General features: G+C 47.2%; 18 protein-coding genes. 2 read left to right on the top strand and 16 right to left on the bottom strand.

What is annotated here, in order from left to right; all coding sequences use genetic code 11:
• Positions 1 to 63: 63 nt before the first annotated feature.
• From BUF15_RS18105 to BUF15_RS18095, 3 genes are all read right to left on the bottom strand, one after another.
• Positions 64 to 1,437 carry an aminotransferase family protein gene (locus BUF15_RS18105; RefSeq protein ID WP_073615126.1) on the bottom strand — a complete coding sequence of 458 codons (1,374 nt, stop codon included), beginning with the start codon at positions 1,435 to 1,437 and terminating at the stop codon, positions 64 to 66.
• A gap of 103 nt (positions 1,438 to 1,540) precedes the next feature.
• On the bottom strand, positions 1,541 to 3,046 hold the full coding sequence (locus tag BUF15_RS18100; protein WP_200802411.1) for a CoA-acylating methylmalonate-semialdehyde dehydrogenase: 1,506 nt from the start codon (positions 3,044 to 3,046) through the stop codon (positions 1,541 to 1,543).
• 420 nt (positions 3,047 to 3,466) lie between these two features.
• Positions 3,467 to 4,015, bottom strand: coding sequence for a cupin domain-containing protein (locus BUF15_RS18095; protein WP_073615124.1), 549 nt, complete (start codon positions 4,013 to 4,015; stop codon positions 3,467 to 3,469).
• Between the two features lie 266 nt (positions 4,016 to 4,281).
• Here BUF15_RS18095 and BUF15_RS18090 point away from each other — a divergent pair, with 266 nt between their 5' ends.
• A complete protein-coding gene (locus BUF15_RS18090) occupies positions 4,282 to 6,471 on the top strand; it encodes a hybrid sensor histidine kinase/response regulator (protein ID WP_073615123.1) in 2,190 nt (729 codons plus the stop codon).
• A 26-nt stretch (positions 6,472 to 6,497) separates the two neighbouring features.
• On the opposite strand, the gene BUF15_RS18085 is transcribed toward BUF15_RS18090, so the two are convergent.
• The 4 genes from BUF15_RS18085 to BUF15_RS18070 all read right to left on the bottom strand — a co-directional run bounded on the left by BUF15_RS18085 (position 6,498) and on the right by BUF15_RS18070 (position 10,879).
• Positions 6,498 to 8,432, bottom strand: a complete 1,935-nt coding sequence (locus BUF15_RS18085) for a sensor domain-containing diguanylate cyclase (protein ID WP_073615122.1) — start codon at positions 8,430 to 8,432, stop codon at positions 6,498 to 6,500.
• 160 nt (positions 8,433 to 8,592) lie between these two features.
• Positions 8,593 to 10,116 carry a dihydrolipoyl dehydrogenase family protein gene (locus tag BUF15_RS18080; protein ID WP_073615121.1) on the bottom strand — a complete coding sequence of 508 codons (1,524 nt, stop codon included), beginning with the start codon at positions 10,114 to 10,116 and terminating at the stop codon, positions 8,593 to 8,595.
• Positions 10,117 to 10,281: 165 nt separating this feature from the next.
• The gene (locus BUF15_RS18075; RefSeq protein ID WP_073615120.1) at positions 10,282 to 10,473 is read right to left on the bottom strand and encodes a ferredoxin; all 192 of its coding nucleotides are present in this window, start codon (positions 10,471 to 10,473) and stop codon (positions 10,282 to 10,284) included.
• A gap of 85 nt (positions 10,474 to 10,558) precedes the next feature.
• The gene (locus BUF15_RS18070) at positions 10,559 to 10,879 is read right to left on the bottom strand and encodes a cupin domain-containing protein (protein ID WP_073615119.1); all 321 of its coding nucleotides are present in this window, start codon (positions 10,877 to 10,879) and stop codon (positions 10,559 to 10,561) included.
• 161 nt (positions 10,880 to 11,040) lie between these two features.
• Between BUF15_RS18070 and BUF15_RS18065 the strand changes: the two genes are divergently transcribed.
• Positions 11,041 to 11,349, top strand: coding sequence for a hypothetical protein (locus tag BUF15_RS18065; protein ID WP_073615118.1), 309 nt, complete (start codon positions 11,041 to 11,043; stop codon positions 11,347 to 11,349).
• A gap of 128 nt (positions 11,350 to 11,477) precedes the next feature.
• Here the strand turns inward: BUF15_RS18065 and BUF15_RS18060 are convergent, their stop codons facing one another.
• The 9 genes from BUF15_RS18060 to BUF15_RS27810 form a co-directional block, all read right to left on the bottom strand.
• Positions 11,478 to 11,903 (bottom strand): GNAT family N-acetyltransferase, encoded by a 426-nt coding sequence (locus BUF15_RS18060; RefSeq protein ID WP_073615117.1) that lies wholly within the window; start codon positions 11,901 to 11,903, stop codon positions 11,478 to 11,480.
• 162 nt (positions 11,904 to 12,065) lie between these two features.
• Positions 12,066 to 12,677 (bottom strand): LysE family translocator, encoded by a 612-nt coding sequence (locus tag BUF15_RS18055; RefSeq protein ID WP_073615116.1) that lies wholly within the window; start codon positions 12,675 to 12,677, stop codon positions 12,066 to 12,068.
• Positions 12,678 to 12,802: 125 nt separating this feature from the next.
• The gene (locus BUF15_RS18050) at positions 12,803 to 13,642 is read right to left on the bottom strand and encodes a class I SAM-dependent methyltransferase (protein ID WP_073615115.1); all 840 of its coding nucleotides are present in this window, start codon (positions 13,640 to 13,642) and stop codon (positions 12,803 to 12,805) included.
• A gap of 92 nt (positions 13,643 to 13,734) precedes the next feature.
• Positions 13,735 to 14,076, bottom strand: a complete 342-nt coding sequence (locus tag BUF15_RS18045; protein WP_073615114.1) for a YunG family protein — start codon at positions 14,074 to 14,076, stop codon at positions 13,735 to 13,737.
• Positions 14,077 to 14,219: 143 nt separating this feature from the next.
• Complete coding sequence (locus tag BUF15_RS18040; RefSeq protein ID WP_073615113.1) at positions 14,220 to 15,407, bottom strand: epoxyqueuosine reductase; 1,188 nt, start codon at positions 15,405 to 15,407, stop codon at positions 14,220 to 14,222.
• A 280-nt stretch (positions 15,408 to 15,687) separates the two neighbouring features.
• The gene (locus tag BUF15_RS28110; protein WP_268753202.1) at positions 15,688 to 15,816 is read right to left on the bottom strand and encodes a hypothetical protein; all 129 of its coding nucleotides are present in this window, start codon (positions 15,814 to 15,816) and stop codon (positions 15,688 to 15,690) included.
• A 540-nt stretch (positions 15,817 to 16,356) separates the two neighbouring features.
• Positions 16,357 to 16,653, bottom strand: a complete 297-nt coding sequence (locus BUF15_RS18035) for a hypothetical protein (protein WP_073615112.1) — start codon at positions 16,651 to 16,653, stop codon at positions 16,357 to 16,359.
• An 11-nt stretch (positions 16,654 to 16,664) separates the two neighbouring features.
• A complete protein-coding gene (locus BUF15_RS18030; protein WP_073615111.1) occupies positions 16,665 to 17,789 on the bottom strand; it encodes a hemolysin family protein in 1,125 nt (374 codons plus the stop codon).
• Positions 17,790 to 18,094: 305 nt separating this feature from the next.
• Positions 18,095 to 18,333, bottom strand: a 239-nt coding sequence (locus BUF15_RS27810) for a hypothetical protein (protein WP_234981214.1), incomplete at its 5' end; no start/stop codon positions are given.

Here is an 18,333-nt window from a genome sequence, read left to right as displayed (position 1 = left end):
CCTCACGCCTTACACCTCTCTCCAAACCTTTACCAGCTGAGTGTTTGTGGAAATCAGAATCGTTTATTCACCCAGAACGGCGTGCACTCCTCGTGCTATTGCATCCACAATCGTATCAATATCAGATCGGGTGGCAATAAGAGCGGGACACAAGGTCAAGGTGTTGTTCTGATTTGGCAGACTCCGGTTGGTACGCCCGATCATCACACCATTTTTCAGACATTCGCCAACGATAGCCATCAATTTGCTTTCATGCAGTGGCACCTTGCTCTGCCTGTCCTCGACAAGCTCGACCCCGGCAAAGAGACCGAGGCCCCGAATTTCACCGACATGTCTGTTTAAACCCACCTTATCCTGAAGCTGATCCAACAGATATGCCCCCATCACTCTGCTGTTTTCGACCAGACCATCTTCCTCAATGACCTTTATGTTGGCGACACCGGCTGCAGCTGCACCTGCACAGCCTCCATAGGTACTTATATCACGGAAATATGCAGCTGTATCCGACACTTCGTTGACAAATGCCGTGAAAACCTCTTCGGTGGTAATCGTCGCCGCCAGGGGAGCATACGAACTGGCAAGTCCTTTCGCTGTAGTGACGATGTCCGGTACCACATCATAATGCTGGTATCCAAACCACTTACCCGTTCGGCCCAGCCCGCAAACCACTTCATCAATAATCAGCCAGACATCGTATTTGTCACAAATCGCACGAACCATTGGCAGGTATTCCTTAACCGGGATGATAATTCCTCCCCCTGCCGTCATTGGCTCAACAATAACCCCGCCAATACTCTCTGCTCCCTCTCGCAGAATGTGGTCCTCAACCGACCTGGCACATTCGATCTCACATGATCCATACTGCTTCCCGAATGGACATCTATAACAGCTGCAATGTTCGAATTTCATAAAACCCGGGGTATAGGGACCATATTGCATTCTCCGCTCTTCCTGCCCGCCGGCGCTCAGTGCGGTTATAGTCGTTCCATGATAATCCCTGTCCCTATACAGAATCTTATGTTTTTGGCCTCGATATTTGAGCTCTGCCCGCTGCCGTACCATCTTGAAGGCCTTTTCATTGGCCTCTGAACCTGAGGGGGAGAGATAGACACGGCTGAGTCCTTTCATTTTCGAGACAACGGATTCGGCCAGTTCAATTGTGGGAACGGTTCCGGCAGATCCCGCAAAATAGCATAACTCCATAAGTTGCCGGGAAACGGCATCAACTATCCGCTTTTCCCCAAAGCCGACATTCACACTCCACACGCCGCCGGAGAGAGCATCAAGATATTCCCTGCCGTTGATGTCTCGCACAACCATTCCCTTGCCGCCAACAATAATGAGGGGATCATTGTGTTCAAAATTTTTATGTTGGGTAAGGTGATGCCATAGATATTGCTTGTCATTTGCCAACAAACCATTCGTATCAAGTGCCATACCATCTATCCTTTTGGGTGAGAATTACGAATTGCCAATCAACAACACCACACAACAGCAACGGCAAGAAGACCTTTCATGTCTGCCGAAACAGACATCGGCGTTATTCTACGCCGCTTGGAAAAGAAAAGACGGCTCCTTCCCGCAGACTGGATGACGGCCAGCGCTGGGTAATGGTCTTTCGCCTGGTATAGAAGCGCACCCCGTCGGGGCCATAGGCATACAGATCGCCAAATAGTGATCGTTTCCAGCCACCAAAACTATGATAGGCAACCGGTACCGGCAGCGGGACATTCACACCCACCATGCCAACCTTGATCGTATCAGTGAAATACCTGGCCGACTCACCGTCTCGGGTAAAAATGCAGGTGCCATTGCCATATTCATGACGATTAATCAAATCAATCGCCTCCTGCAGACTGTTCACCCGGACGACACCAAGAACGGGGCCAAAGATCTCATCACGGTAAATTGTCATCTCACTGGTCACCTTATCAAACAGGCAACCTCCGAGAAAAAATCCTTTTTCATGCTCCGGAATTACAATATTTCGCCCATCGACAAGCAACTCAGCGCCCTCGGCAACGCCAAAATCCACATACCTCCGTACTTTAGCCAGATGTTCTTTGGTAACCAGTGGCCCCATGTCGTTGCTATTATCCACGCCGGGGCCGATTTTCATTACCTCCAGCTGCCTTTTCAGCCTGGCCACCACAGCATCACCCGTCTCGTCGCCAACTGCGACGACCAGAGGGATGGCCATACAACGTTCTCCGCACGAACCGTAAGCAGCACCCATCAGAGCGCTGACCGCATTATCGAGGTCTGCATCCGGCATGACTACTGCATGATTCTTGGCACCGCCAAGGGCTTGAACACGCTTGCCGTTTGCGGTTCCGGTAGCGTAGATATATTCTGCAACAGGGGTCGAGCCAACAAAGCTTACAGCCTGGACACGTGGGTCCATTAGCAGAGTGTCGACGGCTTCTTTATCGCCATTAACAACATTCAAAACACCTGGTGGCAGGCCTGCTTCCAGAGCCAGCTGCGCCATGAATATTGAGGCAGACGGAGTTCGCTCAGACGGTTTGAGGACAAAGGTATTGCCGACCACAACAGACAGCGGCCACATCCAGAAAGGCACCATTGCCGGAAAATTAAACGGGGTAATTCCAGCGGTTACACCCAATGGCTGAAATTCGCTCCACGAATCAATCGAGGTGCCGACATTTTTTGAATGCTCGCCCTTTAACAGCTCAGGAGCCCCGCAGGCAAACTCTACATTCTCAATTGCTCGGGTTAATTCACCCATGGCATCGTGGTAGACCTTGCCGTGCTCGTCGATTATCATCCCGACGATTTTCTCGGCGTGCTGTTCTATCAGATACTTCAGTTTGAAAAAGACCTGTGCACGCTTTGCAGGAGACGTGTTTCTCCAGGCGGGAAAGGCTGCCTCGGCGGCACGAATAGCCTCTTCCACCCTTTCCTTTGACGCCAGCGCCACCTGTCGTGTCACTTCTCCTGTTGCCGGGTTGTAGACATCCTGCATTCGGTTTCCAGCACCAGACACATTCTGACCGTTGATAAAATGTCCAACTATGTTTCCCATCCCATCCTCCATTGAGGCCACTTTAAGTTCAAGAACGGTTGCGCACTCCTTTTGACACACATCCTCCATCACAAATACACGCTACATGTGTTCAATATTTTAGACAACAACTTTTTCATCATCACCAAACAATAGTGACATAAAGGCGTGTTAGCACATTGGCGCCCATCAAAGTGAACAAGATATCAACAAGAACTCATCCATTCCTGGTCGATAGCCAATACAACATCACCCCATAGTCGGCAGGAAATCAGAACAAGAAAAATCCATAACCCGACACGCCTCGGCCAATTGCCGGCAGGCCGCCAGGCGGCGATCCGGGCAAACACACACGTTTTCGTCGGAGAGGCCCGGTGGAACGACAACCGGGGAACGTTTGCAGAGACCAGCAGAGACAGGATAGAGATAATCAGAAACGGTTTACAGAGTCGGCGGGGAGCAGGCGCTGACCATTTCCACGGTTTCAGTGCCAATATTACGGAAACGGTGCGGAATACGGCTGTCAAAATAGTAGGCATCGCCAGGTCCAAGAATATGCACCTCAGCGCCGACCGTCAGTTCAATCGTTCCGCCTATCACTACACCGCCCTCTTCCGATTCATGGCGCAGCATCTCCTTGCCGCTATCAGCTCCGGGAGCAATTCGCTCATGGAGGATCTGCATGGTCTTTCCCTTCATGTTTTTTCCAACCTGCTTGAAGGAAAATCCAGAACTACCAATCTCCTGCAATTCTTCGGCTCGGAAAACTATGTCATGATTTTCATTGAGATCCATCGAGAAAAAATCGGAAAGGGATATGGGAATGGCGTCGAGAATTTTTTTCAGCGTCGCAAGAGAAGGGCTGTTACGATTCAGTTCGATCATTGAGATGATCCCGTTGGTGACACCTGCCTTCTTGGCCAGTGCCCGCTGCGACAGTCCATACATCTCACGCACAGCACGCAACCGTTGCCCCGCATCAAACTCCATTCTCTCCTCCTCTCTGTTCCATTACGCTTTACACCTGCCGGTCAAGGTAAGCAGATCGCCTGGAATGAACTTTACGCAAAACGAGTAACGCCAGCAACGGTTAATATTTTAGACACCAGAAGATATCCTTATATGGCAACAGCCGTGTCTCTCAACGGGATTGCAGTACGTTAATATATCGGATAAGGTGGAATGGGGGGTGACAATAAAGAGACGTTGAACAATAACGGTATTTTAAAAACACTACCAAGACATTAGGAGTGCTGATGCTTCAACAACTTCTTACCAAAATCTTCCCTCGGTACACCACAACAGCCCAGGTGGAAAGCATCAATCTTCTGCTGAACAACACCCCCACTGCTGCGGCTGTCAACAGTGCCATAGCCATCCTTACCTGGATGGCTATCCCCTCTCCATCCGCGCTTTGGCTCTCGCTTATCCTTATCGCCTCATTGCTTCGCTTTCTCCCGATTTTTATTTCGCGAAAAATGGTTCTGACAGATAATTTGCAGCGTTTGCATACTCTTATCCTGCTCACCATTTTCGTACAGGGCGTCGCATGGGGATACACGTCCACGCAACTGTTCAGCACGACATCTGAGCATCAGAGTTTTTTTCTCCTGACCATAATCTGCGGCATGATGGGCGGCGCAATCCTTACCCTTGCGCCATCTCTTCTGGGCTTTCTCTGTTTCATCCTGCCGTCTGGCTGTCCGCTTATTATCATCATGTTTATGTCCGGCCAGAGTACCTTTCAATATGCAGCCTGTATGGGAATTATTTTCATCGTTGCCTTGATTTTACTTACGAGGAAAATCTGCCAGAACCATCTTGAACTAATCCTTTCAAAACAACAACTGGAGGAAACTTCGGCGGAACTGGTCAACCACCAGAAACACCTGGAGAACCTCGTAAAAGAACGCACCATTGAGCTGCAGGCTTCCCGGGAAAGCTATCGCCGCCTGATCGAGGAAATCAACGATGTCATTTACGAACTCGATGTAAATGGTATCATACGCTACATAAGCCCGGCAGTAACACCACTTCTCGGTTATCCCGCGGACCAACTCCTCGGCAGACCTCTCAAGGATTTCATTGCCCCTGAAGATAGAGAAAAAGTGCAAGCCAACTTTGATGCAACCCTGGCTGGGGAACTCACCCCTCTCGACTACCGCATTCTCGACACATCAGGAAAAACCCGTTGGCTCAGGACATCGAACCGGCCTGTCGTTGAAGATGGGCACCCAGCAGGATTGCGTGGGGTACTGACCAGTATTGATATGGAAAAGCTGGCTGAACAGGAGAAGCTTGAACTGGTCCGCAAAATCGGCGAGACCCAGAAGCTCGAAGCTCTCGGCACCCTGGCCGGAGGTGTCGCCCATGATTTCAACAATCTGCTTATGGGGATACAGGGACGCACCTCGCTGATCGCAATGCACCTGCCGCCATCCGATCCCGCTCAGGAGCATACCCGCGCCATTGACGAATATATCAGGAGCGCTTCAAGTCTCACGTCACAGCTGCTCGGTACCGCCCGGGGCGGCAAATATGACCCGAAGCCCACTGATCTCAATAAGCTGGTAGAGCGTAGCGTCAAATTGTTTGGTCGAACAAGAAAGGAAATCAGTCTTGAACTACAGCTTTCTCCAACAGCGGCCATAGCCAACATCGACACACCCCAGATCGAACAGGTGCTCTTAAATATGTTCGTGAACGGCTGGCAGGCAATGCCGGACGGCGGCGCACTGAGCGTAAAGGTTTCCCACGCCATGCTGGACGCAGCATTTTGCGCCCCATATAATATTGCGCCTGGAAAATACCTTAGAATCTCAGTTGCCGATACTGGTATAGGCATGGACGACACAGTCCGCGCCCGCATTTTCGACCCCTTTTTCACCACCAAGGAGCTTGGTCGCGGCACGGGGCTGGGGCTCGCCTCCGCCCATGGGATCATCAGCAATCATCAGGGTTGCATAACCGTTCAAAGCCAACCTGGCAAAGGCACCAATTTTGACATCTACCTCCCCGCATTAATCGAAATTACCCAGCAACAGACCATGGAGGAGACCCGTATTGACCAGGGAGTGGAAACAATCCTGCTCGTCGATGATGAAGAGATGATCGTAGAAGTGGGAGAAGCCGTTCTCAAAAAACTCGGCTATCGGGTACTCGTTGCCCGTGGTGGACGGCAGGCCATCGGGCTGCTGGAGGAATATGGCGATGATATTGACCTCGTCCTGCTCGACATGATCATGCCGGGAATGGATGGTGGGAAAACCTTCGATGCGCTGCGGGCACTCTCTCCGAACCTGTTGATCATCCTGTCAAGCGGCTACGCCATGAGTGACGAGGCGATGGAAATCATGCAGCGAGGTTGCAACGGGTTTATTCAAAAGCCCTACAATCTTTCAGAATTATCACAAAAGATACGAAACGTGCTGGACACAAGACCCTGATTTGTAGCCCAACAAGGAACGGGCCGCTATACCTTCCTGTCCCGCTCTGCCGCCACGATACCAGCGCCGCCCCGCTCCTTAGCCCGGTACATGGAACTATCGGCCTTCAACAGCAGGATATCAATATCCTGGCCATCAGTCGGGAACATGCTTATGCCGATACTGGCAGAGACAAAGTCGATACGCTCCGAACCAATCTCAAAGGGTTTCTTCATCAGCGCCAAAACCCGTTCTGCCACCACTTCCGGTGAATGGGCCTGCGGCTCGGACAACACAATCACAAACTCATCTCCGCCCAGACGAAAAAACTTATCAGCGTTACGCAAAACCTGGACAACTCTGGCACAGAACTGCTTCAACAGAACGTCCCCTATTGCGTGCCCGAAGGTATCGTTAACCTTTTTGAATTTATCGAGATCGATATAGAGCAATGAGCGCTGCTGGGAATAGCGCTCCGCATAGAGCAGCTCGTTCTTGAGATGCTCATAAAAAGCCTTACGGTTGAAAAGACCAGTCAACCCATCATGATATGCCAGGTAGAGAAGCTCTTCGGCCGCCTTTTTCCGCTCTGTCACATCCCTGGCTATCCCCCGAAAACCAGTGATCATGCCGTCAGCATCCCTGATAAGGGAAATGGTGGATTCCAGAAACAGCTGCTTGCCATTTTCAAGGGTAAAGCCTGTTTCCATGCCTATTATCGGCCGGCCAGTGGCATACAGCCGCTTCATGGCCTGAACCGTTTGACTGGCAGATTTTCGGTCCATCAGATGACGGTAATGCACATCACTGATATTTTTTTCCGGATAGCCAAAAAGCTTGGCAAGGGCTTGGTTAAAAAAGGTAATCCGCCCTTCCAGATCGAGCTCAAAATAGCCATCCTCCATCGACTCCAGGATGGCCCGATCCCGCTCGGTACTGATCCGGACTGAGTCCACCATCTGGTTTATGGCCGACGATAACCCTGCCAGTTCATCTTTACCCTCCACTGTTGCCTTTTTTAACAGATTGCCGCTTGTGCCGATATCCTGAACTTCGTGATTTAAGCGAACAACCCTGGAGAGTACCCTGGTTTCAAGAAACAGCATGGTAGCAACAATACACACCAGACCGGTAATGCAGATAGCAATGATGATATATAAAAGACTTTTCTTGCCCTCGGCAAAAATTTGCCGGTCCGTTTTGATTCCCAGCATGAGGATTGGACTGTCCTGTACATCGAATAACAGCGAATAGGCGGCAATGTTTTTGGCATCAATCCGCTCCACCACAGCTTTTCCCGCCCCTGTTGTGAGATGCTCTCTGGCCAGGGAAAAATCTTCAGAAAGATCGCTGCCTGCCAAAGACTCAAGCTGGAGCGCTAGACCTATTTTGGTGGCCAGCCGCTGAATCTCTTTAGGAAAGAGAAACCGGCCGGCGAGGAGAGTGCCCATCGCAGGACCGGTAAATTGGCTCGTCATGATGGGAGCTGCCGCAATAATTGCAGGCACATCGCCAAGCATTGCCAGACCACTGATCGTCTCACCATTTTCATCACTACGCTGGATAAACGGACTCAAGGCAAATTGTTGTATCGAGTTGGGACATGTCGCATCCTCTTCGGTTTCAGGATCGACATACTTACAGTAGAGGAGATTTCGCTCTGGTCCAATGTAGATTATAAAATCCACCGGCAGGTTATTAATGGTTGAGTCGCTAAGGTTATCGTCAATATAGTCCTGGTTTCCGTCCTGAACAAACTGGTAGGTATCGTCCCAAGGAGCCCAGTCTCCCGTCACTATTTTGACCTGGCCGACTTCATCATCCACCATCCTGAGAACTTGCTCAGCACTTTCCAGAATTTTGTCATTTTCCAACCGGCTGTAACCGTCAAGAACAATGACCTTGGAAATGGAAGAAATAAGAACAATCATCAGAACGAGAATTGTCCCAATAACCGCCAGTGTCGTTGCCCTTAGTCCCATGTCACTCCTTTTGTATCTGCTGATACTGCAATCATTCGCCTCGCGTGGACATATAACACCATTCCATTGAATGACTCAATGCCATCTGGTTGGTAATCGGCTAAAATAACCAAAACGGTTAGCATAAACAGCGATGTTACCGCCATGGAGTTTTCGCAACTTATTCTACTGGCAGCTCCTCCTCGTCATTCGGGTCAATGTCGGGACTCCAGCTGCGGATCTGTAAATGCTCAGGAAAGGCGTGGGGTTTAAAGACCGACTTACCGAGCAGCATCCGAAGACACTCCTCGATTGCTTCGGTGATGGTGGGGTGAGGATATATGCTCTGCAACACATCCAGCACACCTTTGCCCTGGTCCATAAAATGGGCGATAGACATGATGGTACTTGAAACCTGGGGACCGGCGGCCCGCATCCCGAGGATACGCTGCTGCTCATCGTCGCTCACGATAATCTTCACAAAACCGTGGGTGGACCGCATCGCGATGGCCCGGCTGCATAGCGCATTGGAGTAGTACGCAACTCTATGAGGGATCTTCTGCCTGCGACAGGCTTTTTCGCTCAACCCAACCGCCGCTACAGCCGGATAAAAAAACATCACCGTCGACATGTTCTGGTAATTGAGAGGCCAACGCTTCTTGCCAAACATATGTTTTACCGCGTAACGCCCTTCCATTTCCGCGATATTTACCAGCGCCGGATGGTGGGTTATATCACCCGCAGCATAGATATTATCTTTTACCCGGCAGTTTTCATCGGTAACAAGAATACCCGCCTGACTGGTATCAATACCCAGATTTTCAAGCCCGAGACCGGTTCGGTCAAAGGTCCTGCCGATGGAGATAAAGGCAGCATCTGCCTCGATCACTTCCGAGTGGCCATCCTGAAAATCGAGTACCACCTGGAGAATATCAGCATTGGGACGAATATTTCGCAGTTTCGCGGAGTGGATGACTTTGACCCCACTACGCACCAGGTTGTCCTGCACAAATGCAGAGACATCTTCGTCTTCATAGGGGATAACCCGTTTAGCGTGGTCCACCAGGTAAACGATAGTCTGACCAAAATTTGAAAAGATCGTTGCGTACTCACAGCCAATGATACCCGCGCCAATAATGACCAGCCGCCCTGGGAAACATTGCAGGTTGAGAATACCGTCGGAATTAAAAACCCTCTGTTGATCAAGAAGTATATTGGGGAAACTCCGTGGTCTGGTACCCGTGGCAATCAGAAAAAAGTGCGCCTTTACCCGCTCAGATGTACCGTCGGCAGCGCTGACCTCCACCTCATTGTTCGAGAGGAACCGCCCCCACCCATTCTTCAGCGTGAGCGAACCGGGCCCGTCCCAACGCTCAGGGGAGTAGGTCTCTATCTGCGACAGCATCTGGTACTGTTTTTCCTTAGCCGCCTGGAGGATCGTACGCCGAACCGCGCAGTAATCCACTGACATGCCGCTCGCCCGATAACCGCGATCCTGCATGTTGGCAATGGCATAATCCTTGGCAATTTCCCACATGGTCTTTGAAGCCAGGGCTCCCCACATCACTCCGGCCCCACCTAATTCGGCACCCTCAACGATACAGACGTGTTTACCAAAATCGAGGGCCCGCATAGCTGCGGCAAAACCTGCGGGGCCGCAACCGATAACGCAGAGATCATAAATATCCGGTGCTTTCTGTGCCACAAATCATCCTTTTTTTGGTTGGTCCGGTTGAAAACCGTGTAAGAATGTAGGTTCATGCGAATTGCCACATCCAGTTCATCACACCATGGCCACTCTCGACAGTCTCGTAAAAAAACTCATATTTATGGATTGATGAGCAAATATAGAGAGCATTTTACGACGCCATCACTCTTTGGTGATACAGGCAGAGGGACATGAAGCGATAGCCTCATCCACACAATCTTCTTCAGCATCGGCGCCATCAATCACATGTGCCTTCCCTTCATCGTCATCAAAAGCGAAAACCGATGGACAAATCTCTACGCAGGCTTCGCAACCGATACATTCATCTTGATCGAGTTGTACTTCTGTCGCCATGGGTCACTCCTTTGTGTATTTTTTAACTACAGGTACCCTCATAGTGTATCATGCAACCATGTCATATGTATATACGCTACGACCCTCAAATCGGCGGTGCTATGGTCACGAGAATCCTCATTCTGTCTTTGGCTCGCACCCCATGCGGTTCACGGATCTGCGAGATAAGAATATCACCCGATTTGGCGGGGATTTCTGTGTCGTTTTCTCCCAGAAACCATCCCTCCCCCTCCAGTACCAGAATTGAAAGCTCGCCATCCAGATCATGGGAATGAACTGGAAAAGTCACGCCTGCATCCAGATTAAAATTAATGATCTTGAAAAATTCAGAGTCCTCAACCAGAAAAAAGCGTTTCATCGCACCAGGTGTAAACTCATTTGTCTCGGTAAGTTGTATAGTTCTCATGCTATCTCCCTGTAGTTCCACTTTATGACATGTACCACAATGTTCACTACTCGCCTCTTCATGCTTAATATATTCACTATATCGCTCATTAGGCGTGAGCGACCTGGTAGCACATAGAAAAAAGTAATTTTTTACCCGTAGTCGTGAGAGGAGGTCAACCGATGAAAACGCAGAAAGAAATGGTCGAATCATTCCAGATGATGCATCGTGGCTATATAAAAAATCTGAACGACTGTCTGAAAAAGATTGAAACCGACTTCGAAGAAGCTCGTGAAATTGATGAAGTCTGTACTGGAGAGTGGTGCAGGGCTATCGAATTCTCCCTGGACGAAATGGCGAAGGAGCTCTACTCAATCAGTGAGCCCCGCTGGGTCGCGGACGATTACTCACGCACGTTGAGGAACATGCGCCGGCGACTCCACGACCTGTATTCCAAATATCATGGAATGAACGCATCGACCAGTCATTAGTTTTGCCCTTGAAGGGCTCTCAGATAGCTCTCTGGGATAAGCTCTATTTATAATGCACTGCCTGAAATGACGATTTGAGGATAACGCGTGTGTGAATCATCGTCATTTCAGACAAAAAAAGATAATATTTACATATATTTTATAAATACCTTCTGTTCTTTATCTTCTTTGAATCCAAGTGCATCATAAAAAGAATGAGCTGCCGTTCTTGTCACATTTGCTCTTACACGTATCTTCTTTACATGATTTTTCGCCCAACACTCAGCGGCATGTACCAATTCTTTACCAAAACCCTTCCCTCTATGGTTGCTGGAAACAACCAGACTTACGATCTCAGCATATACCCCTTCAGCAAGACGGACATCTATGATCGCGCAGACACTCCCGACAACCTCATTACCTACCTCAGCAGTAAATATTGCTCCACCCCGCATCTGTATTTCATGTATATTTTTCTCAAGTTCTTTCTGATCAACATTGTAGCCTAGCTCTGCGATAAGATTATTGAGAGCAACGATATCATCATTCTTAAAAATTCTGCATTTGCAATTCATTATTCCCTCGAAACGAACTACCCGACCTATATAAGCGAGTAACTATAGAGCGCTTGGCCGCTATATAGTTCTTATCTATCAAAAACGCATTTTCCAACTATTTATTCCATATACGGTTCTGGAAATTTATTAGCATTACCCTGAAGATGATTCCATTCATGTTCAATCTGACATTGCCAACTTAATACCGAAACCAACAAATATAGCACCCGCGACCTTCTCAATTTTTTGCCTTTGCAGATCATATAGTCTTTTAGCAATGTCAAAAGAAAATATAACTGAAACAGCAGCATACCATATTGCAGATATAGAACATACTAATATCACACAAGCTACACCAAGCTCAATTGATGCATTGGATGGTATTGTAGCGGCAAATAGACTTGTCATAAAGGCAGCTGTCTTCGGATTGAGCAGATTTGTTAACAAACCAAGACGAAAGCAACTCAACACAGAGTAACATTTGCCAACATTCATTTCTGTTTGATTCTTCTTTTTTATCATTAAAGAGAACCCAACATATACTAGATATAGGCCACCAAGAATTTTCAATGAAAAGTAAAGCATTGGAGCAGCTTTAAATAACACAGAAATCCCAAAATAACCCGAAACAGACCAAACTAGGGTACCAACAACAATGCCCAGTACAGTAAATAAGGATAATTTGCGATTAGTACCAATTGCAGTATGAACAGTTATAAAGAAGTTTGGACCTGGAGTAATTGCTGCTACGCTCCAAATGACTGAAACAGCGGCCAAAACATGCAAATCCATCCCCTAACCTCCTCTATTTATACAAATTTACAATATTCTCTTTCGACTTGCATAACTAGCGGCCCTCCCATCGGCACAGCCGCGTCTAATGCTGCCTGATGCATATACCTGTTTTATTGTACTATTTATCTTTTCCTTGCAACAATTGCAAATTCTGTAGCCTCAGAGTCAAAAGAGTCACCCGCAACATTTGAGTAGAAACTTTCAATCTTCAAGCCATTTCCATCAAACTCCTCGGAAACTGATTCGACGCTAAAATACTGTAACCAGTTGTAAACCATACGCGTTTTCGACTTCTCTATTATGGTGTATTTATCGAGGGTTACCTTCTCTTTCTCGTACTTGAATGTATTGACAAAACAGTAATAATCCTCGGGAGACCAAAAACCATCTAACTGATTAAGTTCGTAGATTGCTGATTCTTTTGCTTGGTTAAAACTGTTGAGAGAATACACATCGAGTAGTACAGAGCCCCCTACCTTTAAGAGGGAAGCAAATTTTGAAATCATTGTCTTTCTTTGCTCCGGACTCAATGCACAGAAATCACACATGATCATCGTAATCAAGTCGAAACGGTGAGTTGTCTCAAAGTTGAGATAGTTTGTGTGGACGTAATTGATTTCCAGACCTTTTTCCTCTGCAATTTTCTTTGCATATTTCAGCGAATTTTCAGAAAAATCTACGCCGGTAACAGCTGCGCCTCGCTCAGCGAATCTTGTTGTATAGAGGCCAGGGCCACAACCAAAGTCTGCAATTTTAGTTTTCTCACTCACACCAAAACGATTAACAATCCACTCAACAGAGCGTTCGATGAAACTCTGATTTCGAGACGAGACATCAATCGCTTCATTTAAATGGTAATCGAGCATTTGTTTTGAAGTATACTCATTTGCCCACAATTCATCAGCTGTATAGAATTGAAAAGGTTCTGGCCTCGAGTTTATTTCTTTGAGTTTCTTAAACATTCTTTACTTTATCGGAGAGATTGTGACACATGCAATATCGTTGGGCAGCGGGCCAAAAAAGTCCGTCTTACATGTTTGGTTTTTCTGATCGCTTAGATTTCATTGTAAAAGTTCTTAAACCTTATCGTTAATGCTGCGACTTGCTGTTCGTCACAATCAGTAAGTGCATCTTCAATCGAACTTTCCAGATTATCGTATTCGATTTTTTCATCAAACTGGCTTGATGTAAAATCAAATATTTTACCATTTATCCTATTGTAATAATGCCAATGACCACCGATACATGTTCTCAATACAGTTCCACCAAATTCTCTTTTAACGACAATTGCCGTAACAGAACACTGACCTTTCGAAGGATTACACCTATCATATCTTGAACTACTTTCCTGGCTCCAACTTTGATAAAGTGCCGATACTATTCTTTGATAGTTCATCTGTTACAGGTTAACTCCTGCAATAGTCGATTTAACTCCAGTGAGGAATGATCCGCAGGTGATTTCGGCATATACTTCCACTAAAATCATTTCTATTTTCCCGCCGGACGAATCGTTCCAACTTACTTCTGGCACATTACTCCTTACTCAGTAGTACGACCCTTTGTGTCAGCTGAGTTCACATATTGGCGTAGGTATTCGATTACCTCACGGTCCAATGGGAATTGGCCTGGCCATTTCCGCTTTTTTGATTGTTTCTCGGACAGTTCCGCGCGTGGTACGACGACATTCACTCCGAAGGGAGTTCGCATCTCGATGGTTTCTTCATCGGTGACGTCATGAGAGCCGTCAAGCCTTAATACGGCGGTACCCGAGTTGACAATCAGCTTTCGGTTAGCAAGCCGCTCTTCTCTGCAAGGCGAACAGACACTGCGACAGAAGCCACATACAGTGTAATAGAACCAGTCAGGATCGAAGACCGCCTGCCGATAATCACTCCAGCTGTTATCGTCTGCCTGCATCTGAGGGTCCAACTTCTGCAAACTGGTGCACAGTGCATCAAGTTCCTTCTTATCTTCTGGCAGCTTGCGGCCGAGTCGGTAAGGACTCCAGTTAGACCACGTTCCCGAAGCTGCTAATCCCTCATAGCCGGTACATCCGATCCAGCAACAGGTGTTGGGTCGCTTTCTCGATATGGTTTCGGTGACACCAGCTATCGCAACCTGGAACGATTCCCTTGGATGAATCATTTCCACGGGACAAACCAGGCTGCACATTTTACATCTATCGCATGGATTTTCCTCATCCGGCACAGGTGAGTCTGGTGTCAAGATAGCAGAGGTCAGAACACTCCCTAACTCAACCAGCGCGCCGTATTTCTTGGTGAGCAAATTTCCACTCCAACCCAACCGTCCGACCCCGGCAGCAATGGCAGCATAGCGATGTGAGAAATCTGGATGGAAGTCGGTCATCTCTGTTACATCGGCAGCGGCTTTCTCAGGCCGATAATTGTTGTTGAGGTCTACATTAACAGCTTCATATCCTTCAGTTCGTAGTTGCTCGGCAAGATTATCGCCAATAGCATAAAGTGTCTGAGCGATGTTTTTTCGGTTGTCGCAGTGAGATCGCCAATCCTTTTTGCTAATAAAATTCTGTACGAGATCCCTATCCAAAGATAACGCAAATGAAATAACGGAGTTTGCAGAAGGCAGAAGGTAGCGTGGGTCGGCTGAAGGTGGTCCGTTTGCGAGGAGGTCTCTGGTTGTCACACCAACTAAATCCGCACCAAGGCTTTTCGCTAATGACTTGAGTCTTGTTTCAGCAGATTCCATGGTTTTTTCTCCTTTGAATTATAGCTCTCTCCAATCATGGCTTTCAATGGCGAGCTTCGGTGATCCCAAAGGAACCTTTGGATGATGAAAATCGTCAAAGTCTGGCTTCACCTCAGAAGGGATTTGCGTAATGTCTCCATCCTCACCTTCAAATATTTCTACTTCGAATAAAAATTTGGAATGTTCGTATATTGTATAATCGTAAAGCAGCGCTAAGCGTCAAAATTCGCGTGCAACGGGTATTTCTTCCGTCACTCACGATCGCCTTGTCTCAAAGCACTTACCGGGACTCTGACGCTTTACTCAAAGCGTACAGCCAAATATCTATAGGCGCATCGAGCTTCTTTGCCATAGCACCCTTCAGCTGCTTCACCAGCCAGTCGCCAATGGATTCATTTGTTCGCACCATAGCTTTTCCGTTCTCCAGTGCCACAAATTCCCAAGTATGGATTGCCAAGGTACCGAAGTCTTAACCGATCCACCCAATGAAGCTGTTTTAGGCAACCTTTCTGATTGTGGAGGTGAGCTTAGATCAGTCTGACTTCCAAACAAAGGTCGCATCCGGCTCAAGAGAACCCATTATCTTTCAATCAGTGGTCTCAGGCTGCCAATCCGGCTACGAATAAATGTGGGTCTATATTTTTCCATACCACCTCTACCGGAGCCTTGATTTCGATTTCTTTACTGGTCTTCAGTACAGCGCCTTCATTAATCTCCAAGATAGTCCTCATTCTCAAAATTGGCACTCACTGTGCCACGTTATGAATAGATCCAGTTAATAAATATTTGACTTATTGATTGATTTAATATTTGATTTATAGGACATCAAAAGGGAGCTACTCAAAATTTTGAATGTCCTAATCTTCAAGTAACGCATCATGAAGCCATTTGATAGCCAAATACCAAATCAAGATGCCCTTTCCTGATAGCGACATTTTTATTGAATGTCTTATTTCTGTTTTTTGAAAACTAATTCTGTAATTTCTAACGTATGAGTTCCGTTAAAACCGTCTGGCTTGATGAACTTAAATTCAATGCTATTTCCAGGAACATATTTCCGGATCGAATATTTAATAGGCCCATTGCCACCTACCGCTCCTTCCGAAAGACCTTTCCTGGAAATCATTGGGGGCCACTGTTCGCTTGTCCACAGTTGATCATCTTTTGAAGACAAATAGTCTAGAATTCCAGATAATTTACCTCTTCCCTGGTGGACAACTCTTGTATGGATATTTGTAATTTTCATAAGTGACGCTGCTAATCAACCGCGCGACTTTTTGATTCAGCTGGATGAGCTTGCTCTACCTTTCCTTGGTCAAAGATATCAGCATTAAGACCCATGGTCTTGGCACGTTCTTTCCATTGTTGCCGTGCTAGAGCGCGCATGTCTTCAACATCATCCGTTTCATCCATAATTTCCATACCCATAAGCGTCTCGATTACATCCTCTAGCGTCACGAGTCCATCGGTCCCTCCATATTCATTGACGACAATAGCAATGTGCTGGCGATCCTTAAAAAAACGTTCCAACAATGAACTCAGCGATACCGACTCTGGAACAACGAGAATTTCACGCTTCAATGCTTTGAGTTTTTCATCACCTCGCTTCTGGGCGGCGTTAACCAGAATATCCTTTTTAAGAACAAAAGCTGTTATGTCGTCAATATGCGTAGTGTAAATTGGCAGACGTGAAAAAGGGCTTCTGGTAACATGTTTCAATGAGTCGTTAATCGTCATGTTCTCGGGCAATGCGAAAACCACGGCTCTTGGTGTCATGATATCGCTTACTCTTAGTGAATCGAATTGGAATATGTTTCGAATAATCGTTGATTCTTTATCGCGAATATGCCCCGTTTCAACACCGACCTGAGCCATTGCGATGAATTCGTCTCTACTAAAAATGTGAATGTCCTTTCCATGTGAAATAAGTTTTGTCAGACGCTCTGAAATCCACACGATTGGATAGAGGACCACAATCAGAATGTTCACAAAATACGAAATTGGACCTACAATTTGAGACCAGTAGATGGCGCCTAAAGTTTTAGGCACGATTTCGGAAAGAAAAAGGATCAAAAGCGTCATGACAGCAGAAAACAGACCAAACCATGCGCTTCCAAATACGACGGTCGCTTTGGCCCCGGCCCCGATCGCGCCAACCGTATGTGCAATAGTGTTTAAGGTTAGGATGGCAGCCAGTGAACGGTCCACATTATCTTGTCTCAGTCTTTTCAAAAGCGCAGCATGCTTAGGCCGCCCTTCTTTCTGCCCTTCGATATATGAAGGCGTAATGCTTAAAAGTACCGATTCCGCCACTGAACAGAGAAATGAAAATACCAATGCAAGTAGCACATAAATTATCAATAGCAGACCATCAGTACTCATATTTTAAATGCATCATTCATTTGAATATTTTACGCCAACGGCATAACCCAAGAGAGTCATCACCAATGTTATTATAAGGACAAAAGTCTTCCCTCGAAACTCTAGGAAGTTATCTACTTCTTTATAAATATAGTATCTGATTCGAAAGAGGATTTTTAATAAATATAACGTAGATATAACCGGCGCGCGCTGTTTGCGCGTCCGTGTTTTTAGATTTGTGTACGCCCGGCATGGGCGTGATCTTATGGGGTGTAAGTCCCCTGTATGTAAACCCTGTTCTTGTCGTAATGACAGGAACATAAATACTAGTCGAAAGCAAGGGCGATCCCGCGAGGGCTCGTCCGGAGGAAGCTGGAGTACAAAGTTATGGGCCGACGAACAGAAATGGCATACAAGGCCGAGTCTCCGGGTAAGTCAGCACAACATGACAAAGCCCCGGGTTCAGGAGATACGGTAAATGCCGCGGTCGTGTAACGACAGATCACGTCCTTATCCGGGGAGGCCTGTCCGGCCTGCAGTTCAGTTACCACTGGAAAGCCTCTTG

The sequence above is a fragment of the Desulfopila aestuarii DSM 18488 genome (genome assembly GCF_900143695.1).
GTDB classification, from domain to species: Bacteria; Desulfobacterota; Desulfobulbia; order Desulfobulbales; family Desulfocapsaceae; genus Desulfopila; species Desulfopila aestuarii.
The sequence above is the reverse complement of the archived record's forward strand: the minus strand, read 5'-3'. Positions and strand labels throughout refer to the sequence as shown.